At 40.7% G+C, this 22,680-nt stretch carries 22 protein-coding genes; 11 read left to right on the top strand and 11 right to left on the bottom strand.

From position 1 onward, the window contains the following. The first annotated feature begins 88 nt into the window (after nucleotides 1–88). The 5 genes from FO442_RS13055 (at nucleotide 89) to dnaJ (ending at nucleotide 4,462) form a co-directional block, all read left to right on the top strand. Nucleotides 89–544, top strand: coding sequence for a PepSY-like domain-containing protein (locus FO442_RS13055; RefSeq protein ID WP_144333644.1), 456 nt, complete (start codon nucleotides 89–91; stop codon nucleotides 542–544). 27 nt (nucleotides 545–571) lie between these two features. Continuing rightward, on the top strand, nucleotides 572–1,603 hold the full coding sequence (locus tag FO442_RS13050; RefSeq protein ID WP_144333643.1) for a sulfite exporter TauE/SafE family protein: 1,032 nt from the start codon (nucleotides 572–574) through the stop codon (nucleotides 1,601–1,603). Nucleotides 1,604–1,664: 61 nt separating this feature from the next. After that, the gene (locus tag FO442_RS13045) at nucleotides 1,665–2,438 is read left to right on the top strand and encodes a DUF2490 domain-containing protein (protein ID WP_186280115.1); all 774 of its coding nucleotides are present in this window, start codon (nucleotides 1,665–1,667) and stop codon (nucleotides 2,436–2,438) included. A 313-nt stretch (nucleotides 2,439–2,751) separates the two neighbouring features. Beyond that, nucleotides 2,752–3,321 carry a nucleotide exchange factor GrpE gene (locus FO442_RS13040; RefSeq protein ID WP_144333641.1) on the top strand — a complete coding sequence of 190 codons (570 nt, stop codon included), beginning with the start codon at nucleotides 2,752–2,754 and terminating at the stop codon, nucleotides 3,319–3,321. Between the two features lie 28 nt (nucleotides 3,322–3,349). Beyond that, entirely contained in the window at nucleotides 3,350–4,462 is a 1,113-nt protein-coding gene (dnaJ, locus tag FO442_RS13035) for a molecular chaperone DnaJ (protein ID WP_144333640.1), read from the top strand. 243 nt (nucleotides 4,463–4,705) lie between these two features. On the opposite strand, the gene FO442_RS18725 is transcribed toward dnaJ, so the two are convergent. Continuing rightward, the gene (locus tag FO442_RS18725) at nucleotides 4,706–4,996 is read right to left on the bottom strand and encodes a hypothetical protein (protein ID WP_186280113.1); all 291 of its coding nucleotides are present in this window, start codon (nucleotides 4,994–4,996) and stop codon (nucleotides 4,706–4,708) included. 58 nt (nucleotides 4,997–5,054) lie between these two features. Between FO442_RS18725 and FO442_RS18720 the strand changes: the two genes are divergently transcribed. From FO442_RS18720 to FO442_RS13010, 5 genes are all read left to right on the top strand, one after another. Further along, nucleotides 5,055–5,534 carry a CPBP family intramembrane glutamic endopeptidase gene (locus tag FO442_RS18720; RefSeq protein ID WP_186280111.1) on the top strand — a complete coding sequence of 160 codons (480 nt, stop codon included), beginning with the start codon at nucleotides 5,055–5,057 and terminating at the stop codon, nucleotides 5,532–5,534. A 17-nt stretch (nucleotides 5,535–5,551) separates the two neighbouring features. Further along, entirely contained in the window at nucleotides 5,552–6,475 is a 924-nt protein-coding gene (locus tag FO442_RS13025; protein WP_144333638.1) for an ABC transporter ATP-binding protein, read from the top strand. After that, a complete protein-coding gene (locus FO442_RS13020) occupies nucleotides 6,465–7,754 on the top strand; it encodes an ABC transporter permease (protein ID WP_144333637.1) in 1,290 nt (429 codons plus the stop codon). The genes FO442_RS13025 and FO442_RS13020 overlap by 11 nt, the downstream gene beginning before the upstream one ends. Nucleotide 7,755: 1 nt before the next feature. Continuing rightward, entirely contained in the window at nucleotides 7,756–8,649 is an 894-nt protein-coding gene (locus FO442_RS13015) for a Ppx/GppA phosphatase family protein (protein ID WP_144333636.1), read from the top strand. Between the two features lie 109 nt (nucleotides 8,650–8,758). Beyond that, nucleotides 8,759–9,928, top strand: a complete 1,170-nt coding sequence (locus FO442_RS13010; protein WP_144333635.1) for a sigma-54-dependent transcriptional regulator — start codon at nucleotides 8,759–8,761, stop codon at nucleotides 9,926–9,928. Nucleotides 9,929–9,944: 16 nt separating this feature from the next. Here FO442_RS13010 and FO442_RS13005 read toward each other — a convergent pair whose 3' ends face one another. Genes FO442_RS13005 through FO442_RS12995 form a run of 3 tightly spaced genes read right to left on the bottom strand, consistent with a single transcriptional unit; the run spans nucleotide 9,945 to nucleotide 12,836 of the window. Further along, a complete protein-coding gene (locus tag FO442_RS13005) occupies nucleotides 9,945–10,892 on the bottom strand; it encodes a hypothetical protein (RefSeq protein ID WP_144333634.1) in 948 nt (315 codons plus the stop codon). A gap of 1 nt (nucleotide 10,893) precedes the next feature. Then, nucleotides 10,894–11,871 carry a hypothetical protein gene (locus FO442_RS13000; RefSeq protein WP_144333633.1) on the bottom strand — a complete coding sequence of 326 codons (978 nt, stop codon included), beginning with the start codon at nucleotides 11,869–11,871 and terminating at the stop codon, nucleotides 10,894–10,896. Next, nucleotides 11,868–12,836, bottom strand: coding sequence for a hypothetical protein (locus FO442_RS12995; RefSeq protein WP_144333632.1), 969 nt, complete (start codon nucleotides 12,834–12,836; stop codon nucleotides 11,868–11,870). The genes FO442_RS13000 and FO442_RS12995 overlap by 4 nt, the downstream gene beginning before the upstream one ends. Before the next feature lie 144 nt (nucleotides 12,837–12,980). On the opposite strand from FO442_RS12995, the gene FO442_RS12990 reads away from it, so the two are divergent. Further along, nucleotides 12,981–15,989: a YfhO family protein gene (locus FO442_RS12990; protein WP_144333631.1), complete on the top strand. Its 3,009-nt coding sequence runs from the start codon at nucleotides 12,981–12,983 to the stop codon at nucleotides 15,987–15,989. A 33-nt stretch (nucleotides 15,990–16,022) separates the two neighbouring features. Here FO442_RS12990 and pseI read toward each other — a convergent pair whose 3' ends face one another. The 7 genes from pseI to FO442_RS12955 all read right to left on the bottom strand — a co-directional run bounded on the left by pseI (nucleotide 16,023) and on the right by FO442_RS12955 (nucleotide 22,632). Next, on the bottom strand, nucleotides 16,023–17,060 hold the full coding sequence (gene pseI / locus FO442_RS12985) for a pseudaminic acid synthase (RefSeq protein WP_144333630.1): 1,038 nt from the start codon (nucleotides 17,058–17,060) through the stop codon (nucleotides 16,023–16,025). Beyond that, on the bottom strand, nucleotides 17,057–17,731 hold the full coding sequence (locus FO442_RS12980; RefSeq protein WP_144333629.1) for an HAD family hydrolase: 675 nt from the start codon (nucleotides 17,729–17,731) through the stop codon (nucleotides 17,057–17,059). The genes pseI and FO442_RS12980 overlap by 4 nt, the downstream gene beginning before the upstream one ends. Beyond that, complete coding sequence (locus tag FO442_RS12975; protein WP_144333628.1) at nucleotides 17,728–19,629, bottom strand: NAD-dependent epimerase/dehydratase family protein; 1,902 nt, start codon at nucleotides 19,627–19,629, stop codon at nucleotides 17,728–17,730. Before FO442_RS12975 ends, FO442_RS12980 begins: the two co-directional genes overlap by 4 nt. Further along, nucleotides 19,619–20,191, bottom strand: a complete 573-nt coding sequence (locus FO442_RS12970) for a GNAT family N-acetyltransferase (RefSeq protein WP_144333627.1) — start codon at nucleotides 20,189–20,191, stop codon at nucleotides 19,619–19,621. The genes FO442_RS12975 and FO442_RS12970 overlap by 11 nt, the downstream gene beginning before the upstream one ends. Continuing rightward, entirely contained in the window at nucleotides 20,188–21,081 is an 894-nt protein-coding gene (locus FO442_RS12965) for a class I SAM-dependent methyltransferase (RefSeq protein WP_144333626.1), read from the bottom strand. The genes FO442_RS12970 and FO442_RS12965 overlap by 4 nt, the downstream gene beginning before the upstream one ends. 1 nt (nucleotide 21,082) lies before the next feature. Then, the gene (gene pseF, locus FO442_RS12960) at nucleotides 21,083–21,766 is read right to left on the bottom strand and encodes a pseudaminic acid cytidylyltransferase (RefSeq protein WP_144333625.1); all 684 of its coding nucleotides are present in this window, start codon (nucleotides 21,764–21,766) and stop codon (nucleotides 21,083–21,085) included. Between the two features lie 239 nt (nucleotides 21,767–22,005). Further along, a complete protein-coding gene (locus FO442_RS12955; RefSeq protein WP_144333624.1) occupies nucleotides 22,006–22,632 on the bottom strand; it encodes a pseudaminic acid biosynthesis-associated methylase in 627 nt (208 codons plus the stop codon). Between the last annotated feature and the right edge of the window lie 48 nt (nucleotides 22,633–22,680).

Below are 22,680 nucleotides of genomic sequence, written 5' to 3'. Positions count from 1 at the left end.
TTTCAATTTTTCAATTATCCATTTTCAATTCCCAATTCTTTCCTGATTTGCCCCATAGCTTTGTATCAACAATTAAAAAATACAAGTTATGAAAGGATTAAAATTAATCGTATTGGCTTTTTTACCAATTGCGTTCGGCTCATGTGCAAGCACGATCGACCAGCAGGAAATTCCTTCAGTCGTAATCAATGCTGTAATGACCAAATACCCGGATGCCAAAGATCTGGAGTGGGAAGTGAAAAATGGAATTTATGAAGCGGAATTCGATCTCGGAAAAGATGATTACGAAGTTTGGGTGAATGGGGAAGGAACTATTCTGAAAGTAGAACAGGAAATTACCCATGCAAAAATTCCGGTAGCTGTGCTAACAAAGATCAAATCAGACTACAGAGATTTCAAACTGGATGATGCGAAACGTATTGAAATCGGTAAGAAAGTGTATTATGAAATTGAATTGGATGGAAATCTTGGTGACCAAACAGTGGTTTATACCGATACAGGAGAAAAACAGGATCCAATCGTATTGACCAAAATAGGGGAATAATTAAAGGATTCTATCAAAAAAATCAGTATGACAACCTCTTTGATTATTTTGTTTATAGTTTGTCTTTTGGCATTTTCGATCAGTGCTATTTGTGGAGGAGGCGCAGGGCTTATGCTCATTCCTGTTTTAGGTCAATTTCTTTCCGTGAGTCAGGTTCCAGCAGCATTATCTATCGGCACTTTCTCCAGCTCTGCCTCAAGACTCATTGTATTTCGAAAGAATATTTGCTGGGATGTAGTTCAATATTTTGTTCCTGCAGCTTTACCGGCTGTTTGGTTGGGAGCATTACTCTTGAAATACATAAACCCGATATACCTGGAAATTGTAATGGGAGCTTTTTTGGTAAGTAACCTGACTTTTCTTTTTAGGAAGCAGAAAATGCTTGATTCTGACCGAAGACCATCTGTTATTAAATTGGTGTTGATAGGATTGTCTGCCGGATTTTTGTCCGGGTTAACCGGTGCGGTAGGACTTTTATTCAATCGATTTTACCTGCGTTACGGTTTGACAAAAGAAGAGATTGTTGCAACACGGGCTGCAAATGAAATTGTATTGCATTTATTCAAAATTATCCTGTATTGTTTGTTCGGGTTGATAGGTAATGAAGTCATCTTGATTGGTTTGGTAGTTACCGCTTCAGCCGTTTTTTCGACCTTGTTAATGAAATGGATTTTACCAAAATTGAGCGAACTCTCCTTCCGGAAAATCGGATATTCGGCAATGGTTTTTTCCGGAGTCATGATGCTGGTACAATCCGGACAGAATTTATTCTCTGAAAAGACGATGATAACTGACTCCGACTTAATGGTCTATAATCAAAAACTAAAACTGCAACAGGCAAATTACGAACTTGAATTTACATACGATGAGGGGTTTGAATTTGAGCAAACTATCCCTTTCGCTGAATTATCTGTTCAACAGCAAAAGAATGTAAAAAACCGATCGCCAAAAGCAGATAAGATTATGATTGAGGCAGTATATGCAGTTAACCGAAAGAAATCTTTTGAAGCATATTATTTCCAAAACAATAAGTTGATTGATAAGATTGATTTTGTGTAGACTCTTTCGAATCAAGAGAATGATCAATAATTCAAATTCTTGCCCCAAACGAATAAAAGCAATGAAATTAAAAATGTTTCTTTTCATTTTTCTTTTGAATAATTCCTATTCCATCGGTCAGTTAACTCCTCCCGGTTTGGGAAGTAATTCAAAAATGAATTTGTGGTTTGCCATTGGCCTGGACCAAAAACTGGATTCGGCCGGGAGGTTTTCTTCGATGACCTATTTTGGCTTTGCAGGTCAAAGTACTGTTGATGATATCAATGTTTTTGATCGCCTGGGAATTTTCGTGCTAAATGAAGAAGTGAAATTCAAATTCAAACCAGCTTGGAGTGTTTCTTTGGCTGTAAGTTACCGTCATCAAAATGAATTTGAAAAAAACTACCCGTATTTGGCTGCTGAAGACCGATTCAAACAAGAATTCCGCCTTTATTCACGTATTATGAAAAGCTGGAAGAAAAAAGGAATACCTTCCATTGCATTCAGACAGGAATACCGCAAGTTTTATGATCCCGAATTCAGGGATTGGAAAGTTTCTTCGGCTTTCAGGTCGCGTTTAAAATTTCAAAGCGAATTTGACCTGGTTCCAGCAAAAAGATTGAGTGTAATTGCGGGTTTTGAATTTTTGTTTTCAACAGATTTCGAGGAAGCCAGCCAGGAGTGGAAGCATTTCCAGTATGGAGAAACACGTTTGTCTGCTGTTATTTCTTACCACACCAAAAACAATAAGATCAGCTATAATCTTGGATATATGAATGATCTCTTACATGTTCCCGCCGGGGAGAAATCGGTCCATTACATTTCAGCAAGTGTTATTTTCAAGAACCTTTTTTGACCTATGTAGTTTCTGATTTAGAAAACAATCCAAGCTTCAAACTGAATATTCACTATGTGTTCTATGGGTCTATGTGGTTCATTTCACCCCATAGCATACAGTAGGTCACATCCTTTTTTTAATGTTTATGTAGCTTGGTGAGTTTTCTACATTATTACCGGTGCTTCGCGTCCCTAGAGTTATTTGGTTAATTCGTATCCCGAGAACCATCGGGACAGCATTCGTAATTAACATGTCAGTTTTCCTGTCACCTTGTCTGTTTTCTGCGCTATGGCAAGGTAGTTGCCTGATCTGAATCAAAAAATTGACAATAATGGCAGAAGAAGCAGTTCAAAACGAAGAGTTTAACCAGGATACTGATGCAAAGAATCAGGAAAATCAGGATGAAACGGCGAACGAGCAGGTTGAAAACGCTGACAATTCGTCAGTAAATGCAGGGGCGCCTTCGTCTGAAGAACAAATTGCGGCGTTAAATGACAAATATTTGCGTTTGTATTCGGAATTTGACAATTACCGCAAACGTACCAATAAAGAGAAAATCGAATTAATCTCGACTGCAAGTGCAGGAGTGTTGAAAGACATGTTGTCTGTTATGGACGATTTTGAACGCGCTATTGCAAACAATGAAAATTCAGAAGACATTGCGGCTGTAAAGGACGGTTTTAAACTGATCCACCACAAATTGAGACATTTGCTGGAAGCAAAGGGCCTGAAACAAATGGAGGCAAAACACCAGCCCTTCGATTCGGATTTGCATGAAGCAATTGCAAATGTTCCGGCACCATCTGAGGATCTGAAAGGAAAGATCATCGAGGATGTAGAAAAAGGATATTACTTGAATGATAAAGTAATCCGTTTTGCAAAAGTGGTTGTCGGACAGTAAAAAATGGATTCACGAGAAGTGATTAACTATGGATAAAAGAGATTATTACGAAGTCCTTGGTATTTCAAAAGGCGCATCTGAAGCTGAAATTAAGAAAGCCTACCGCAAAATGGCATTAAAATACCACCCGGATAAAAATCCCGGAGATTCGGAAGCTGAGAATAAATTCAAGGAAGCTGCGGAAGCGTATGAGGTACTTTCCGACCCAAATAAAAAAGCACGTTACGATCAGTATGGTCATGCAGGCCTTGGCGGAAACGGTGGATTCGGCGGTGGAATGAATATGGATGATATCTTCTCTCAATTTGGAGATATTTTCGGTGGAGCTTTCGGGGGTGGCAGTTTTGGTGGCGCAAGAGGAGGAGGTCAGCGTGTAGTGCGCGGAACCAACCTGCGTGTTAAAATGAAATTGACCCTGGAGGAAATAGCCGAAGGTGTTACGAAGAAAATCAAGGTAAACAAACTGGTAAATGCTGATGGTGTAACATACAAAACTTGTGCTACCTGTAACGGAACCGGACGGATTACACGTGTTGCCCAGACATTTTTGGGAGCCATGCAAACACAATCGACCTGTAATACCTGTCAGGGAGCCGGAAAAATGATCGATCAAAAACCGGCAGATGCAGACAATCAGGGATTAAAGCGAAAAGAAGAAGTAATCGAAATCGAAATTCCTGCAGGTGTTGAAGAAGGAATGCAATTGAGTGTTTCCGGTAAAGGAAATGCAGGCCCTTTTAATGGGATCCCTGGAGATTTGATTGTGGTAATCGAAGAGCAGGCACACGAAGAATTGCGCAGAGATGGTGAACATTTACACTATGAAGCATTCATCAATTTTGTGGATGCTGTTTTGGGAGAAACAATTGAAGTTCCGACGGTGAATGGAAAAGCAAAGATAAAGGTTGAACCAGGAACGCAAAGCGGAAAAATGCTTCGTTTGAAAGGAAAAGGCTTACCGGTGCTTCAGGGTTACGGACACGGAGATTTGTTTGTTCATATCAATGTATGGACACCTAAAAAAGTAAGCAAAGAGGAAAGAGAAATCCTGGAAAAATTACAGACCAGTGAAAACTTTAAGCCGAATCCGGGACAAAATGAAAAAGGATTCTTTCAACGGATGAAAGATATGTTCCAGTAAACGGAAATAAAATAATTGAGACAGTGGCGCGATTAATCGCGCCACTGCTGTTTCATGCAAGCCCCTTATTTTCAATAGTGAAATCTTAAGCGGCAAAAAGAATTTAGCGACAATCTTCCTGAATCACTCGAATAAATATTCTTTTCACTAGCTTTATCGTATGAGAAGATTTACTAGTCCGCTTGAACCCACAATTGGTATCAGGCATTATTTGCTAGGGCTTGTAGCAATTGTTATCGGAGTTTATTTTATTGGAGGATCTTTGATGGGAATCTTGATTTCAGCCAAGTCACCCGCTGGTCGGACCCTGACTTCCTTTTCAGGTCCCGGGAATCTGTTTACCAAAAACGAATTTTTCGCTTTAAATATGATTCCCTTTGTTTTTGGGATCTTAACAATCGCATTTTGCTCAAAACTCATTTTTAAACGTCCTTTCCGGACCTTTTTAACCGCACGTCCCCGTTTTGATTTTACCCGTTTTTTCTTTGCATTCGGATTATGGGCCATGTTGATAATGGTTTCTTTTTTCATCACGTTCATGGATTTCAATCATCAGTTCCGTTGGAACTTTCAAAGTGAACACTTTTTTTATTTGGTACTGTTAGCTTTAATTCTTGTTCCGCTCCAAACAGGATTCGAGGAAGTGTTGTTTCGTGGGTTCCTGCTTCAGCTAGTTGGGAAAATAACTCAAAAAGGAATCTATCTGATTGCGGTTAACGGGATACTTTTCGGAGCACTGCATTTAATGAATCCCGAAATCGATAAACTCGGACCTTTCGCAATGGGCTATTATGTTGCATCCGGAATTTTTACTTCCTTCATTGCCGTAATGGATAACGGGTTGGAACTTTCCTGGGGTTTTCACCTGGCAAACAACCTCTTCGGAATTATCATTGTAACGAACGATTGGCAGGTCATTCAAACGGAGGCATTGTTTATTGACGTCTCCGAACCGGTATTGGGCTGGGACATGTATGTAACCATGTTCTTGTTTTATCCGTTAATGATTCTTGTTTTTTGGTTGGTCTACCGATGGAAAAACTGGAATAAGGTACTTTTACAAGGGAAATAAATCATTTTTTTGATTAAATGTTAGAAATTCAAGAGCTTACAAAGCGTTATCAGCGGAAAGCAGCGATAGACCAGGTTTCATTCAGTCTTCGGAAAGGTGAGATCTTCGGTTTACTTGGTCCCAATGGAGCAGGTAAAACAACACTAATTCGGATCATCAATAAGATAATTGAGCCCGACTCCGGAACAATCCGTTTCAATGGCGATTTGCTCCAACAAAAGCACTTGGCCCATATCGGTTATTTGCCGGAAGAAAGAGGGTTGTACAAACAAATGACTGTGGAAGCTCATGCCCATTTCCTGGGCGCTTTGCGCGGAATGAGTAAAAGCGAGATAAATACTTCATTGGATTATTGGCTGAAGAAATTCAATTGTGCGGATTGGAGAAAGAAACGCATCCAAGAATTATCCAAGGGAATGGCGCAAAAAATACAATTCATTTATGCCATCCTGCACGAACCGGATTTGCTTATTCTGGATGAACCTTTTTCAGGATTTGACCCGGTAAATGTGGAGTTGATCAAGGCCGAAATGCAGGAAATGAAATTGAAAGGAAAAACCATCCTGATCTCTACTCATAACATGCGCAGCGTAGAGGAAATTTGCGATCGGGTGGTGTTGATCCACCAATCGAGAAAAGTGTTGGAAGGCCGGGTAAGCGAAATTCAGGATCAGCAAAAAACAGGAGAATATGCGGTTAAATTCCGGGGGAATATGATTGCTTTCGTCAATGCACTTTGGATTGGGTTTGAACTAATCGATAAAGAAATCCTGGGCGATGACCGCTTTATTGCACGCGTTAAAATGAGAGGAGATAATTCGTTTGAAGATTTGCTGAAAACCCTGATCGGGCAGGTGAAAATTGAGGCGGCTTGGGAAGTTTTGCCGAGTATGAATGATGTGTTTATTTCAACTGTAAAAACAGAAAGCAATGAGAAATAGTTGGATAATTGCCATGCGCGAACTCAGAGAACGATTGGGAAGCCGTTCTTTTATCCTGATGGCTATTTTAGGCCCTCTGGTAGTCCTTACACTCACTTACCTGATTTTTCAATTCGGAGGAAAAGATCAGCAAAAATGGCAGGTGTTGATCGTTGATCCGGCAAATGTAATGGAACAAAAAATCATGGCGAATGAGGATCCGAACATCACGTATTCATTTGCTACGAATTACATTGAGTTGGAACAGTTTGCGAAAGAAAAACGGTTTGCAGATTTTGACGCAATGGTTGAAATCAATGAAAAAATTCTCTCCAACAAAACCAGCTTTTTGTTTTACCGTGAAAAGCCCTCGTTTACCATGTCAGTGAATATTCGCTACCAGGTTGAAAGAAGATTGGAAGAGGTTCTTGCCAAACAATTCACGGAATTGTCTGTTGCTGATTTTCGAAAGATCAAACAACCGCTGAATTTTGCATTTCGAAATGTATACGATCCGGAGGATGTGAAAAGTGACCTGGCCGGATGGGTGGGATTGTTCTTCGGAGCAGTCATTTTTGTATTTATATTCCTTTTCGGGATGACTATTTTGCGCTCGGTTTCCAGGGAAAAGACCAACCGGGTAGTGGAAATCCTGCTGGCAACAGTAAAACCACGATCTTTAATGCTTGGAAAAATTTTAGGTATCGGGATCAGTGCCTTTTTGCAGGCATTCTTATGGTGTTTGATTATCGGATTGGGATTGTACTTCATGCGTGAAACCATTTTTGTCGATATATACGATGCTTCCAACCAGGCAGCTGGACAGGTAAGTGATTACAATCAGTTTGTAGAATTGGTTTTTGAGCGCGTCCAGTTCGGGGTGATGATCTTTTATTTCTCCTTATTCTTTGCTTGCGGCTATTTGTTTTACGGTGCTTTCTTTGCCGCTTTGGGAGCTGTTTCGGGCTCAGAATCGGATGGACAGCAATTCCTGATTCCTTTGATACTTCTTTTGTGTTTTGCGTTGTATGCCGGATATTTCGTCCTGGAAAATCCCGATAGTCCGTGGGCTACATTTTTAATGTACTTTCCATTTACCGCGCCGGTTGTGGCAATGGTCAAATTATCTCTTGGATTTGCGGAAGGAAATGCATACCAATTGTTTGTTTCCTTATTTTTACTCCTGGCAAGTTCGATTGGTGTAATTGCAATTGCAGCACGATTGTTCAAAAACGGCTTGCTTCAATTCGGGCATACGCTACGGTTTAAAAATATTATTCTTTGGTTGAAAATCAAGTAAAATGCGTGTAGCGGTCATTGATCTGGGAACAAATACATTTAATCTTTTGGTTGCGGATTTGAACCCTGCAGGATTTGATATTGTCCATAACTCAAAGGAAGGAGTTGCTCTGGGAATGGGAGGAATCAACGAAGGATTCATTTCCGACGAAGCCATGGAGCGCGCATTCCGCGCATTCGAAAAGTTTACAGGGATTTGTGAGGATTTACAAGTTGATGCCATCGCAGGAATCGGCACTTCGGCGGTCCGTGATGCAGGTAACAGGAATGAGTTTATCCGGGAGATCAAAAAACGCTTTGATATTGACATTGAGATCGTAGACGGACTGGAAGAAGCGAAATTGATCTACCAGGGAGTAAGCTGGTCTTACCAATTCGATCAAACCTCTCTGATCATGGATATCGGGGGAGGAAGTACGGAGTTTATTCGGATCGAAGAAGGAAAAGAATTGGAGTTTATCAGCGCAAATATTGGTGTTTCAAGAGCAATCCAATTATTCTCTCTGAAAGATCCTTTGTCAGAGGAGGATCAAGTTGAACTGATCAATTGGTTTGAGGAAAATGCACAGGAACTGAATGCATTCGATTCATGCGAAGTGCTCGTTGGTTCTTCCGGAAGCTTCGAAACATTTTATGAAATGGTTCATGAGAAAGAATTTCCTACAAGCTTGGATAATATCCGACTTTCCAGGAAAGAGATCGTAACAACATTAAATTGGATCATTGAATCCACATTCGAGCAACGGGAAAATCATCCGTTTATCATCCCGATCCGCAGAAAAATGGCTCCGATTGCGGCTTTGAAAACAAAATGGATTATTGAAAAGTTTGGGATCAGAGAGATTGTGATATCACCGTGTTCCTTGAAAGAAGGGGTGCTGCGCAGATTCTTTTAAAATTTAAAATTGAGAATTGAAAAGGAGGACTTCTCTTTATCTGTTTGATCTCGATTTTCCATTCTCACTTTTCAATTAAATGGTTATTTTCGTTCACCAATAAAAACACATGGCAAAAATACTGATCATTGACGATGAACGTGCTATTCGCAGGGCCCTGCGTGAAATTCTGGAGTTTGAAGACTTCCAGGTAGATGAAGCAGAAAATGGGGCAGAAGGACTTGAAAAAGCAAAAAACACGCTTTACGATATTATCTTCTGTGATATCAAAATGCCGCAAATGGATGGAATGGAAGTCCTGGATGCATTAATTGCTCAAAAGATAGATTCACCTGTGATTATGATTTCCGGTCATGGGAACATAGAAACAGCGGTCGATGCAATTAAAAAAGGGGCATTTGATTTCATTGAAAAGCCACTTGATTTAAACCGGATCCTGGTTACCATCCGAAATGCAAAGGACCGGGTTGTGCTGGTCGAAGAAACCAAACAGCTGAAAACGACTGTCCGCAAATTCAAAGGATCGTCAATTATTGGTGAAACGGAGGGAATTAACAAGATCAAAGAAATGATCGAGAAAGTTGCTCCTTCAGATGCACGTGTATTGATTACGGGAGCAAACGGTTCCGGAAAGGAATTGGTAGCCCGCTCGTTGCATGATCTTTCCAATCGCAGGAAAATGCCTTTTGTGGAAGTAAACTGTGCAGCCATTCCAAGTGAGTTGATAGAAAGTGAATTATTTGGTCATGAAAAAGGGGCATTTACCTCTGCAGTAAAAGATAAAAAAGGAAAATTTGAATTGGCATCAGGAGGTACATTGTTCCTGGATGAAATCGGAGATATGAGTGCTTCTGCCCAGGCAAAAGTATTAAGGGCTTTGCAGGAAAATGTAATCCAACGGGTCGGAAGCGAAAGAGACATTAAGATTGACGCCCGGGTGGTTGCGGCAACCAATAAGGATTTGCGCAAGGAAATCGCTGAAGGACGTTTCCGGGAAGATTTGTACCATCGTTTGGCCGTTATTTTAATTCACGTTCCTTCTTTGAATGAGCGCCGCGAAGATATTCCGATGCTTGCGGAACATTTCATTGCCCTGGTTTGCAACGAACATGGAATTCCAAAGAAAGAATTTACGGATGAGGCTTTGATTGAATTACAACAAACAGATTGGACCGGAAATATCCGGGAATTAAGAAATATCGTAGAACGCCTGGTGATTCTGTGCGGAGCCAAAATCACCGGAGATGACGTGAAAATGTTCGCCAATCCGAAAAAGTAGCCGAGTTTGCTTTGGATTAGGGATGTTGCGGCGTTAATTCGATTCCGCCCCATTCCAGTACATCAAAACCATCGCGGTTCAGCTTCTGCAATATTTGTGGTTTCACGAGCTGAGGCTTTGTTTGATCTGTTTGTGACCAAACGATATAGACCCGGTTTAAATGCAGCGGTTTCGGCGTGATTTCCAGTGCAGCGAATGCATTGCAGGAATCATTCAGTACAAATTGGATCAGTACCTGTTCGTATTTCCGAAGCTCAGGTGCCCAGAAAGTAATGAAATCTGTTTTTTCTTTGTCATTGAAACCCAGATCTGTCAGGTACTTTTCCAAGGATTGAACGACTTGCTCTTTTTCCAGGAGAAAACCACCGGTCTTTGCATCGAAGGTATTGAATACCTGTTCCGATTCCCAGAACAAATAGGGGTAAAGTGCTCCGTTGATATCAATAGAACCATCGGGGTGCGCTGTCCCTTTCCAACCTCTGGAATAATCGGGATAAGTGAATGTCAGATTTCCTTTTGCGTTTAAATCAACCGATACGTCCGTGTCTGAATCAGGATAGAGGTAAATCACCGGTTTTTTGACCGGTCGCGGATCATTTTTTGCTTTGAAATGAAGCGAAATGATCGTCAGTTGACCTGTTTTTAGTTCTATGGAATCCGTTTCGATTTCCTGGAAATGGCTGTCATAATAGAATTGAAAAACGGCTTTTTGTGGTTTACGGATCACTTCCGCTTCGTTTTTGTCGTTCATTTTGATACGTTCGTTACTGCCATTCATCCCGAAGCGCAATTCGCGGAATAAGTCATAGTCCGAATCGAACTCACAAATGATCTTAATCCGGGAACCAGTTTGGGGCGGATGTTTATCGGTTTCGTATCTCACGAAATAATCGGGAATCCATTCCAATTTGTTTGCGAGCAAATTGCTGCTGATCAACAGAAAAAACAAGATAAGACGCATCATTTTATAAATTTGGTTCAATTTCCATTCCCCCCCATTCTACCAGGTAATTTCCGGAGCGGTCCATTGGTTCCGGAGAAGAGATTCTGATTTCCGGAGTTTGTTCGTTCCACTGGCTCGTTTCCCGGAAAACAAGGTAAATGCGGTTTTGTTTGAAGTTGGGCGAGATTTCCAGGGAGGCAATCGGATCAATACTTTTATTTTGCATCCAAAGAACCTGCAGGTGTTTCATTTTCTGCATGCGCGGACCCCAATAGGTGATAAAATCAGCTTTCTCTTTTTCATTGAAACCGATTTTGTCCAATTGGTTTTCCAGGTAAGCCATTACGTGACTTCCTTCCAGTTGATCAGCAAAGTTCCAGTCCAGGTTCACCTGATTGACAGGAAGTTGCGCATCCCAAAAAAGATATGGGTACTTGGTGCCGTTTAGCTGGATAGTTCCGTTTGGAGAACTCGTTCCCACCCATTCATTGCTGTATGCCGGATAAGTAAATTGTAATGCTGCACTCGTTTTCACTTTCAGATGAAAGGCTTCTTCCTTTTCACTATAGAGGTAAATCACCGGTTTTTCCACCAGGATTTGTTTTCCGGAATTGGAAGAACCCTGGAAATTTAATCCGATTTCGTAATGGTGTTTTCCCATAAATTCCCGCTCAAGATATATTTCATTAAAGTTGGCGTTGATATAAAAAGCCAATCTGTGTTTCCCTTTCGCTAGTGGAAATCTGAAGATCGGGTGCTTATCGGTAATGGTATATTTCTTTGATTTTCCATCAATTTTCACCTGCACGATTGCAGCATGCTGGTTCAGCATCAGCTGATTATAGAGGTCGTCCACATTAAAAACCAATTGAACACTATCCGGGTGAATTTTTTCAGAAATGCTGTCTTTGATAATCCAGACCGAAGGAAGTAATTCTCTTCCTTTGGAAAAACCAAGAAAAGACGTCGCTAAAAAAAGGATACTCAATGTTCGATTCATAAGGCAATTGATTTAAGTTCAAAACCACCCCATTCCAATAGATTGAATCCATCGCGTTTAAAGGCAGGCAGTTCAATGGAGTGAATGTAAGGTTCCAATTTGTCGTTCCATTTTGAGAATGCAATATATAGCCGATTTACCACTGTCGGTTCCGGATCACAGTGGATTGAAGCGAATTGGTTGCAGTCTTCCTGGAGATAGAACTGGACAAACACGGATTCGTATTGCATCATTCGCGGTCCCCAATAGGTGATGAAATCCGTTTTTTCTGCGGAAGTTAAGCGGGCATTGGAAAGCTGGTTTTCCAAAAACGGGATAATTTCTTCTTTGGAAACCCGGTATCCGTTGGTGTGTTTTTTTAAGGTGAATGCTTGCTTTGAGTCCCAAAAGAGGTATGGATATTTTTGGCCCTTTAGTTCAATTTCCCCAGTTGGGTAAACAGTTCCTTTCCATTCGTCTTCGTACACCGGATAAGTAAATGTGAAACCGTTTGTGGGTATTACTTTTAGAGAAAAATCCATTTTTACAGGATTTTGCAGGTAAATGACCGGCTTGTCCACTTCAATCATCCTGTTTTCAGAATAGAAATTGACTTGTGCTTCATTTTCTGTTTGGTTCTCTATCTGGATCGTATCTGTGATCACTTCATCATAACCCGGTCCCGGCCAAAACTTGAAAACAGTCTTTTTTGCCGCTAACCGGAGAGTTGCAGTAAAAGATGTGTTGAGGGTCAGTGTATCTTCAACATTGTTGACAGAGTAATAGATGATTGTCTGGTAACCTAGTGGAATATCACTGAAATTCGGACTGTCGAAATGAATGGTGAGTTTGGCTTCCCCGTTTTTGATGGCTGTATTTTTAGTGGTTTTATAAATGTAAAATTTCGGTACGGACTTAAGTTGATCCGAAGCGCGTGTTACAAAAGCTAGGGTTGTTAAAACCAACAACAAAGAAACTGTTTTCATCATTTGATATTAGAACAATTAGTCATACATTCCAAATTCACTTTCGTTCAAAGTTTACTGAAGAAATCAGAAATCAGGATAATTTCTGTCAAAACACCCTTCGGAAGATTAAAGTTCTTATTTTTGGTCGGACAATTTTAACTTATGGATATAAAAGGCTTTTTTCAGAAAAATTGGATGTACCTGGCAATAATCGGAGGAATGTTTATTGTTATAGCGATGTTCTTTAAGCCACAATTTGAAGGGTATGGTGTGAAGCAACACGATATTAAGGAGTGGAAAGGAATGAGTAACGAGACAGATCTGTTTCGTGAGGAAAGCGGTAAAGAACCTTTGTGGACGAGCTCTGCTTTTGGAGGAATGCCTGCAGAGCAAATTTCGCTTATATATCCGGGAAACTGGTTTAAAACTATTTTAGGTCAATATTTTAAAATTTTACCAAATCCCGTAGGAACTATATTTTTACATTTTCTCTGTTTTTTATTGTTTGCCAGGCTTCTGAAAATAAACCCGTGGGTTGGGCTTTTGGGTGCGATAGCTTTCAGTTTTTCAAGTTATGAGTTGATTGTTATTCAGGCAGGACACGTTACCAAATCTGGTGCAGCTGCATTTTTGCCTGCTTTGTTGGGGGCATTTATTTATGCATTCCGGACCAACCGGATGTGGGGAGTGATTCTTTCGGGGATCTTCATGACCTTTGAATTGGCAATGAACCACGTACAGGTTACGTATTATTTCTTGTTTATTTTATTGTTCCTGGGTATTTACTTTTTGGTGGAAGCAATCCGGAAGAAAGATTTGAAAAACTTCGGAGTCACAGCTGCCGGGATTATCGGAGTTTTTATCCTGGCCTTTGTAATCAACAGCGGGAATATTATCCTTACAAACGATTATGCTAAATACTCTATCCGCGGAGGAAATGATGTCACCGTTTCCCCTGATGGATTACCTGCAAAAAATCAATCCACTGGATTGGATCGGGACTATATTACTCAATGGTCTTATGGAATAGATGAAACGTTCACATTTGTTTCACCATACGTAAAGGGAGGTGCATCGGAACAATTGGGCAATTCACCATTTTCTGAACAAATCCAGAACAGTGATTTGTCTCAGGCAGAAATAAACAATGCGCTGAAAGGATATTCATATTGGGGGACGCAGCCCATTACTTCGGGCCCTGTTTACATTGGAGTCATTGTTTGTATGTTGGCATTTTTAGGTTTGTTTTTCCTGAAGGACAAAATGAAGTGGGCGCTTTTTGCGGTAACAGTACTGGCAATTATGCTGTCATGGGGAAAAAATTTCATGGGATTAACCAACTTCTTCATTGACCATGTTCCTGCATATAACAAATTCAGAGCGGTTACTATTATCTTGGTGTTGGTTGAACTGACGATTCCGGTAATGGGAGTTTTGTTTTTGAATGAGCTCATCAAGCAGCGAGAATCGGTTATTGCTCAGAAACAAAAAGTCATGATTGTTTTGGGATCGTTCATAGCATTTTTGATTATTGTGAAAGTAGCCGGATTAGGTGATGGCTACACCAACCCGATGGAAGCGAAACAATATGCGGGACTGAATGAGGCATATACCAAACAGGTAATGCAAATGGACCCACAGGTTGCGGCACAGGAATATCAGCTGGATATAACAAATCCACAACAAGTGCAACAATTTGTAAACATGCAGGTAGATTCCCAGATGGAATCGTATAATGCAGTTAAAATGGCCAGAAAGCAGATTTTCAGTTCAAGCATGACGCGTTCAATTTTGTTTGCTTTCCTTGGAGCCGGACTATTTCTTATTTTCCTGTATTCCAAGAATGAAAAAAATGCAAATATCATTTTAGTTGCAGGTTTGGTCATATTGACATTTGCTGATCTGGTTCCTGTTGCTTACAATTATTTGGGAGCGGTTGACGATGCTTCCGGAAATGGATATAAGTATTGGGAGGAAGCGGGTTTGACTGCTTACCCGATTACTACAACGAAAGGAGATGAAGAGATTATGGCTGCTGAAATAGCTCAGAATCCATCACTGGCCGCCGTAGTAAAAAGAGGTGAAGCAAAAGGAAAACAAAAGGCCGATGAATTAGGATACGAGGGGGCTGCAAAAATAAATGTGATTAACTCATACCGTTTTCATGCTTTAAGTATGGCAACAAACTACCGGGTACTCGACTTTTCAGGGGCTTTTTCAAGTAGTAGGGCATCTTATTTCCATAAATCACTTGGCGGTTATCACGGTGCTAAATTGAGAAATATCAATAATCTGATGGAATTTCAGATTTCACAGACCAATAACAAAGTATTGGATATGTTGAACGTGAAGTATTTCTTACAATCATCGCCATCAGGCTTAGATACTGCGATTTTAAATCCTGCTGCGCTTGGAAATGCCTGGTTGGTGAAACAAGTTCGTGAAGAAGCGACTCCAAATGATGAGATCCGGGCTCTTGGCAATAAATTCAAAGCGGAAAATCGCGGCTCGGGAGTCTTTTTGGTTAATCGTACGCCGATGAAAGAGGCAACTGTTTACGGAGGTGAAACCCTTCAATATTTGGTTCCCGGGAGAGATACCATGAAAGTGCAATTGGCAAGCGGACTGACCAAGGGTCAGGAAGCGATGTTTGTAATGGATATTAACGGGAATACCAACTTGGTTCCCTTGGTTACGCTTCAGGCAGATACCTCAAGATCATTTACTCCCTTGGTTTATCTGAAAGTAGAAGATTCATTTGATCCTGCTAACGAAGCATTGATGCTTCCGGAATTTGCAAGTAAATTAAGCACCAGAAAATTCTCGGGAGAAGGGGAGATTAAACTGACAAGTTCAGCTCCTAATAAATTAACATACGATGCAAACGTAAAAGGCCCTCAATTGGCGGTTTTCTCTGAAATTTATTATCCGATCGGGTGGAAAGCATATGTTAACGGAAAAGAAGTTCCTGTTTTGAAGACAAATTACCTTCTGCGTGGAATTCAATTGAAGGACGGACATAGCAAGATCGAATTTATTTATGAATTACCGAAATATGCTACTGTAAATCTGGTGGCAAGAATCGGATCGGTTATATTGCTTGCCTTGTTTGGATTTGCATGCTATATGGGATGGAAGAAGAAAAAACGCACACAGGTAGCGGCAGAGTAATCAGTCGTTTACGTAGAGCATAAAAAAAGAGGATTATTCAAAATCCTCTTTTTTTATGCGGTCACCCAGGGTGAAATCTTTTAATGCCCGTTTCCCGATAATTTCGGAATAGTATTTTGGGTGGAGGCTGAATCCCGGACGTACAGAGCGGATATGTTCGGAAGTAACTGTTTCCCCCTTTCTAAGGTCTTTTGAAATATACAAAGAACGGCTATGGGCTCTGCTCACCAATTGTTTCGCACTCAATTCAAAAGTCACTGTTCCCAATGCTTTTTCAGCATCACGAACAGCTTTCACCATTTCAGAAAATTCGGCTTCGTTCATGGAAAAAGTAGCATCTGGTCCTCCGATAGAACGATCTATGATAAAATGCTTTTCGATGACTTTTGCTCCCAGGCTAACAGATACGATCGGGACCGTGGATCCCATGGTGTGATCGGATAGGCCGGAAATAACCCCAAATTCTTTTGCCAGATATGGAATCATGATCATATTTGCCTCTTCGATCGGTGCAGGATAGCTAGATGTACATTTTAACAGGATGATCTGGTCATTTCCAGCCCTTTTACAAGCTTCTATTGCCAGCTGAATGTCTTCGTATGTGGCTATTCCTGTTGAGATGATAATGGGCTTTCCTTTCGAAGCAGTGTACTCGATCAAAGGGATATCGGTAATTTCAAAAGAAGCAATTTTATAGGCGGGAACATCCAGGTCTTCCAGGAAATCAACCGCTGAATGATCAAAAGGTGATGAAAAGCAAATCAAGCCTTCTTCTTTCGCAACGTCAAACAGTTGTTTGTGCCATTCCCACGGAGTATATGCTTCCTGGTACAGGTCGTGCAGGTATTTTCCTTCCCAAATGGTACCATGGATCAGAAAATCTTCTTTTCTGCTGTTGAGGGTAATGGTGTCCGCTGTATACGTTTGAAATTTGATTGCGTCCGCACCTGCGCGCTTCGCAGCCCGTATTGTTTCAATGGCCGTTTCTAAACTCCCGTTATGATTTGCAGATAATTCGGCAATGATAAAGGAAGGTTTTCCAGGACCGATTTCAAAATTTCCAATCTTCATAATGCAATTCGTGTTATAAATTCTTCGGTAATTTCATCTAAATTATTCACGGTATATTGTGCATCGAACCCGGGACTTGCTTTCATAGAACCAAATTCTCCGGTTAATACACGGATTGTTTTTGCTCCCATTTTATTGAGTGATACAAAGTCTTTTTTAGGATTGTCGCCAATGTAAACCAATTCATCGGGAGATTTTTGACCTTCCCAGCTTAGAATTTTCTCAAAACAAAAAGTGGATGGCTTGGAATATGCGATACCATATTGGTAGGTAGGAATTGTTTTAATGAAATGGCTCCGTAACCCCAATGCTTCGATCTTATTGCGCTGAACCCGGACATTTCCATCCGTTACAAGGTATTTTGTGTGACCGGAGAAACGTTTCAGAAAGCGTTCAGCTTCTGGGTAGAGGGTTAATTCAGGTTTGTGTGAACGGTAAACAGAAAGGCATTTTTTCCGGTTTGAGGTGGTATTGATGTGGTGTTTTTCCAATACCGAATCAAAAACTTTTCCTCTTCCGTTCGATTTTAATTCACGCAGCATGATCTGAAAAGACTCTTCCGCGTCTATTCCGAACGTTTTACTCAAATAAGCACTGACTTCCCGAAACCCGCTGTAAACGAATTCGATTTCAGGATAAAGCGTGTCGTCTAAGTCCGTTACTATGATCATAAATATAGGTCAGCAGGATATCGAACCTGCGTAATTGTTTTTGTTGTCGGAATAAAAGGATACGCTTCCAGCGAAACGGAACAACTTTCCAGGTAGGCCCAATAGAAACTGTCTAGTCCGGCTTTGACCGAAAGGGTGGAAGCACCACCAAATCTAGGGTTACATTCAATGACATGAATTTCTCCTTTGGAATCGATAATTGCTTGGAGGATAATGTGTCCGGAAAGCTTTAAAGAATCAATAATAGCACGAAATTCTTTCTCCATTACAGGGTTGTGAATGGTAGAAGTTACCTGGGATTCACCGTTCACCACCAGCTCGCGCTTACGCATAATAATTCCTTTTACCTTTCCTGTTTTATCGATGTATGCATCAATACTTAATTCCAGGCCATCAATAAACGGCTGGAATATTGGGAATTTCAATTGATCGGCATGAACAGATGCTTCTTCTTTGCCCAGATTGATACCAATCGAGTCCGAACCAGCTCCAAAACGTTCTTTTACGACGAAACGGGTATTGTTCCACGAATCCATGTGTTCCGCAGTTGGAATAATGCGTGACTGAACGTTTTCATTTTCCCGGTAGAATGCCAGTTTGTCGACACATTTTCTAATGGACTCCTTGTTTGAAACCATTACGTGAATTCCGGCTTGTTCAAAGAGGCTTTTGTTTTCTGCAAAAAATGCCAATTCCCCGTCGCGCGAAGGAATAATCAACTGAATGGAACGGTTTTGACATTCTTTGATGAATGCGTGAATATCGATTTCGCTAATCAATGGAATTTTCCAAAAATCATCTGTGAAATGCTTTGCCAAACAAGTGTCAGATGCATCGGCCGCAATTACCTTAATACCCGAATGGATTTTATTCGCAGCCTTTTTAACGGACTGAATTAAACCAATTTTTCGTGAGGCACTGGAAACCAGGATATTTCCATAAGTAATATCTTTTGCAATTTGTCTTTGTTGTTCAAACGCAATAATCTCCGGAATGGTATTTTCCAGGTCTCTTTCGGGAGCCCATGCGATATATTTTTTCAATAAGGTAGTGTCTGCTTCTGAAGCTTCAATTAATTCATCCGTTTTTCGAATGTACTCGGTGTTCATTTGTGGAAAATGCGCATGCAGGATTCGAACAACATCTCCAACCTGTCTCGATCTCCCTGTACCCAGGTTCACAATTCCGGTTTGGTTACAAAGTGCCAGTTTCAGCAATCCTTTTGCGGTATCCTGGGCATAGATGTAATCGAAAAAACCTTCCGGATTGTATACTGTTATTTTTTCATTGTTCAAGAGGTCTCTGACCCATCGGGAAATAATATCCCTGGAATTTTTACCGTATCCACGGTAAATCCGCGCCGAAATACTGGTAAATTGATCGGATTTGAACAAGGCCAGGAAATCCAATTCGATCTCATGAGCAAGCTTCGCAAGACCGGTCAGGTTTCGGGGATTGATGCTATGTGATTCTGTGAGTTTTACAGGTTGATTCTGTGCTTCTTTGAATTGATAATGTGCTTTGTCATAAATCAGATAACTGGAAGCATTGACTACTCTTTTCAACCCGGGTACATTTCTCATCAGTGTCATTAAATGATGACTCAGCAGGATATTGTGGTGAAAATTTTCTTCCCAGTGTTCGTAAGTCTCTGTAGAACGTTCGAAGGTTGCTGCCAGGTGAATGAAATATTCCGGGTTAAAATGGTCCACCTCCACTTGGGTGATGTAATTCAAATCTCCCTGGCGATAGATAACAGTTGACGGAAAATCGGCCGGAATCGGTTTTAAATCCCCCACCATGATATGTGCACCCTGCTGCTGGAGCAGTTGTACCATTTCTGTTCCGATCACACCGGCACCACCACTGATAAAAATCCGTTTTCCTTTAAAATCCATAATCCTTTTTTAATATTCCATGTATTAAAGAATCTACAAAGATACCATTAATACACACGTGAGCTCTCATTCTGCCTTCAGGAACAAAACCGCAAGACTCCAAAATGCTGATGTGATGATCCCTGATGTCGTAAGTTTCCGTAAACATCCGGTTGAAACCAAGGACACGGAAAGTAATCAGTTTCATCAGCTCAATGAAATGAGTGAAATCTTCCTCATAAATGATCGGGTCTTTGGCTCTTTCAGGGGCAACCAAAAAAGAAAGTTCGATTCGTTTGTCCTGCCAATGAATATTTGTAAGACCTCCGTATCCGATACATTTATCATCTCGCAGAAGACTAAAAAGCATGATCGCCGGATTTTCTTTTTCGAAGCCAGGCTTTACAACCGTTTGGTAATAATTTTCCTGTTCCGCATCGCTTATCGGCTTATTTTGCCTTAGCACATCCATTTGTGCATTCCTCCATTCTTTGATCAAAAAAATATCGGATTCACGCAGAGGTGTTACTGCGTAATTACCGAGTGTATAAACCGTTTTGTTCAGGTATTTTGCGTAACTCATGATTTGGTGAAATAGGCCGTTAATTGTCTTCCTGATCCCAAATTGGCAAATGCCTCATACAAGTCAATCGTTTTTGGGATCGAAACCGAACAATGAAGATTGTCCAGCCACATACGGGCCCTGTGACAGTTTTTTCCCTTAGTCCCGTCTTCTATGTAATTACTGTCCGGGTTGGCAAGGAAATAATCTATGGGAAAATCAGACAAGCATTTATGGAGACTGAATCCGTGGTCTTCACAAAGTGCCACCAATGATTCCTTCGAAAAATAGTTTAAGTGATCCGGTATTTTTACCCAGAATTGTCGGGATATTTTTTTATCGGAAAGGAGTTTTTCCTGTAATACGGAAAAATCATTCGGAACCAGAATGATTAGCAGTCCTCCCGGAGAAACCAATTCCCGGAGTTGTTTTAGGATCAGGATCGGATCGATTACGTGTTCCAGTACATTCAGGATACAGATTACATCGTATTGTTCTTTCTTTTGGATCAGTTCCCCGATTCGCTGGTAAATGTCTCCTTGTAATACAAACGATTCCATGTCCGGATTTTGGCGCTGAACGCCATCGATGGAATAATCGATGCCGGTTACAGACCAACCGTTCCGGAAAAAATAGTCCATCGTAAAACCTTCTCCACACCCTACATCCAACAATTTTCTGCCGGATACGTTTCCTTTAAAAAAACGGGTGATAACTTCTGATTTGATGTGATTGGAATTATCAAAGAAAGTCAATTCCTGTTCTGAATACACAGCTTCGTAAGCACCCTGGCTTGTCTGAAAATAGATTTCAGCGTAATAGTTTGCCAATTCTTCCGGGCTTGGTTTTTCCGCTATTTCGAGGTAACCATATTTATTCTTCAGGAAGGAAGTTGTTTCCGGTGAATCCATGCTATTCAGCTTTAAGGAGTTTGTATTTTAATTCTGCCAGTTTCCAATCAGTTTCATTGTCAATATCCTGTACAAACAATTCGTCGATAACAATACATCCCGTATTATCCGTGAAAACACCTTTTTGCTGAAGCACAGGAGCTACTTTCATCCAATAAAACTGTCCGGGATCGAAATACGCCTTTTCTAAATCCTGTGAACGTGTAAAACGATGCTCCGGGTGAATGTATGTCAGTTTTTCGTTGAAAATGGTTAAAGCTCTTTGAATAGGAGTAGAATACGCAACTACGGGATACACCGAATAATAGCCGTTTTCAATTAGTTGTTTGTATGCTGATACCAGGTATTCTGTTTGAAGCAAGGGAGTACAGGGATAAATACAGCAAATTTCATCGAAGGTGCGTCCGAGTTTTGAATATTTCCCAATGACTTCTTCAATGACTTCAAAAGTACCCGCAAAATCATTGCTGTTTTCCGAGCTTCTCAGAAAAGGAACGGTTGCGCCATATTTTTTTGCAACAGCAGCAATTTCCTCATCATCGGTAGAAACCATAACTTCTTCAAAAAGCCGGCTTTTTAACGCTGTTTCAATAGCGTAAGCGATGACCGGTTTACCCAAAAAGTCTTTGATATTTTTGCGGGGTATCCGTTTACTCCCGCCTCTTGCCGGAATGATTGCGATCATGCTAAAGAGGTTTAATTTTTTTATCCGTCCCTGAACGATTTGTAGGCGTATTTACAGGGAAGTTCATTTTAAAAAATATGATCGGTTCCAACTGAACCGTTCTCGTAGGAATCAAAATACAGCCATTGATATGTGGATTTTCAGAAAGAGCAGTCATCTAACCTGATTTTTCTCTCCACGAACGATTCCAGTTCCGGGTCGCAATGGATGAATCAATAAACCACTCGTCCCCTGCATGGTTATTTTTTTTCCATTAAAAACCAGGTCACGTCATCCTGAGGAAAAGACGGATCGTTTTTATAAACGAATCCATAGTCAATGAGTTTCAGGTCTGGGAATTTTTGCATCATTTCTCCTGCAAAATCACGTTTAAACAAGCGATCTGAATGTCCCCGGTAGTTAATCGCAACCGGAGTTGGATTGTAATATTCTGCGACTAAAATATACTTATTTGAACTGTCGTATAGTTTCCGGTACACCAGCTCCAGCATCTCCGGATTGATGTGGATCAGCACTCCTTTGATAAGGGAAACACTATATTTTTCTTTCGGTTCAAAATCCAGGATTGAACAATTGTAAACCTTATTTTCTCCGATTACACCTTTCAATATGCCTGCAGCATTTTCATTGATCTCTATTGCATGGATATTTAGATTCGGATACAGTGATCGGATAGCTTTCAGATTCATCCCCACATTAGCTCCGAATTCGATCAGGGAATCAATAGGCGCAGCTTGTTTTAAAGCCTTAGAGAAAAAATGAATGTTGGATGCCAGGTACTGTTCGCTTTTGTTTCGATCAATATACTCAGTCCCAAAATCACCGGCCCAGAAATCCTCCTGTTCGGTTTTATATATAGCAGACATATACAACTGTTGATTTAAATTCTTCTTGCGAAGATAGTAAAAACTCCC

Origin of the sequence: Fluviicola chungangensis, assembly GCF_007558725.1 — a bacterium.
In the GTDB taxonomy this organism is placed as follows: Bacteria; Bacteroidota; Bacteroidia; order Flavobacteriales_D; family Crocinitomicaceae; genus Fluviicola; species Fluviicola chungangensis.
Note: the sequence above shows the minus strand (reverse complement) of the source record. Positions and strands in the feature narration are given on the sequence as shown.

Bases quoted from the DNA above. Each gene is read 5' to 3' on its own strand.
- FO442_RS13055 (WP_144333644.1), top strand. From the start codon at position 89: ATGAAAGGATTAAAATTAATCGTATTGGCTTTTTTACCAATTGCGTTC.
- FO442_RS13050 (WP_144333643.1), top strand. From the start codon at position 572: ATGACAACCTCTTTGATTATTTTGTTTATAGTTTGTCTTTTGGCATTT.
- FO442_RS13045 (WP_186280115.1), top strand. From the start codon at position 1,665: ATGAAATTAAAAATGTTTCTTTTCATTTTTCTTTTGAATAATTCCTAT.
- FO442_RS13040 (WP_144333641.1), top strand. From the start codon at position 2,752: ATGGCAGAAGAAGCAGTTCAAAACGAAGAGTTTAACCAGGATACTGAT.
- dnaJ (WP_144333640.1), top strand. From the start codon at position 3,350: ATGGATAAAAGAGATTATTACGAAGTCCTTGGTATTTCAAAAGGCGCA.
- FO442_RS13025 (WP_144333638.1), top strand. From the start codon at position 5,552: ATGTTAGAAATTCAAGAGCTTACAAAGCGTTATCAGCGGAAAGCAGCG.
- FO442_RS13020 (WP_144333637.1), top strand. From the start codon at position 6,465: ATGAGAAATAGTTGGATAATTGCCATGCGCGAACTCAGAGAACGATTG.
- FO442_RS13015 (WP_144333636.1), top strand. From the start codon at position 7,756: ATGCGTGTAGCGGTCATTGATCTGGGAACAAATACATTTAATCTTTTG.
- FO442_RS13010 (WP_144333635.1), top strand. From the start codon at position 8,759: ATGGCAAAAATACTGATCATTGACGATGAACGTGCTATTCGCAGGGCC.
- FO442_RS13005 (WP_144333634.1), bottom strand. From the start codon at position 10,892: ATGATGCGTCTTATCTTGTTTTTTCTGTTGATCAGCAGCAATTTGCTC.
- FO442_RS13000 (WP_144333633.1), bottom strand. From the start codon at position 11,871: ATGAATCGAACATTGAGTATCCTTTTTTTAGCGACGTCTTTTCTTGGT.
- FO442_RS12995 (WP_144333632.1), bottom strand. From the start codon at position 12,836: ATGAAAACAGTTTCTTTGTTGTTGGTTTTAACAACCCTAGCTTTTGTA.
- FO442_RS12990 (WP_144333631.1), top strand. From the start codon at position 12,981: ATGGATATAAAAGGCTTTTTTCAGAAAAATTGGATGTACCTGGCAATA.
- pseI (WP_144333630.1), bottom strand. From the start codon at position 17,060: ATGAAGATTGGAAATTTTGAAATCGGTCCTGGAAAACCTTCCTTTATC.
- FO442_RS12980 (WP_144333629.1), bottom strand. From the start codon at position 17,731: ATGATCATAGTAACGGACTTAGACGACACGCTTTATCCTGAAATCGAA.
- FO442_RS12975 (WP_144333628.1), bottom strand. From the start codon at position 19,629: ATGGATTTTAAAGGAAAACGGATTTTTATCAGTGGTGGTGCCGGTGTG.
- FO442_RS12970 (WP_144333627.1), bottom strand. From the start codon at position 20,191: ATGAGTTACGCAAAATACCTGAACAAAACGGTTTATACACTCGGTAAT.
- FO442_RS12965 (WP_144333626.1), bottom strand. From the start codon at position 21,081: ATGGATTCACCGGAAACAACTTCCTTCCTGAAGAATAAATATGGTTAC.
- pseF (WP_144333625.1), bottom strand. From the start codon at position 21,766: ATGATCGCAATCATTCCGGCAAGAGGCGGGAGTAAACGGATACCCCGC.
- FO442_RS12955 (WP_144333624.1), bottom strand. From the start codon at position 22,632: ATGTCTGCTATATATAAAACCGAACAGGAGGATTTCTGGGCCGGTGAT.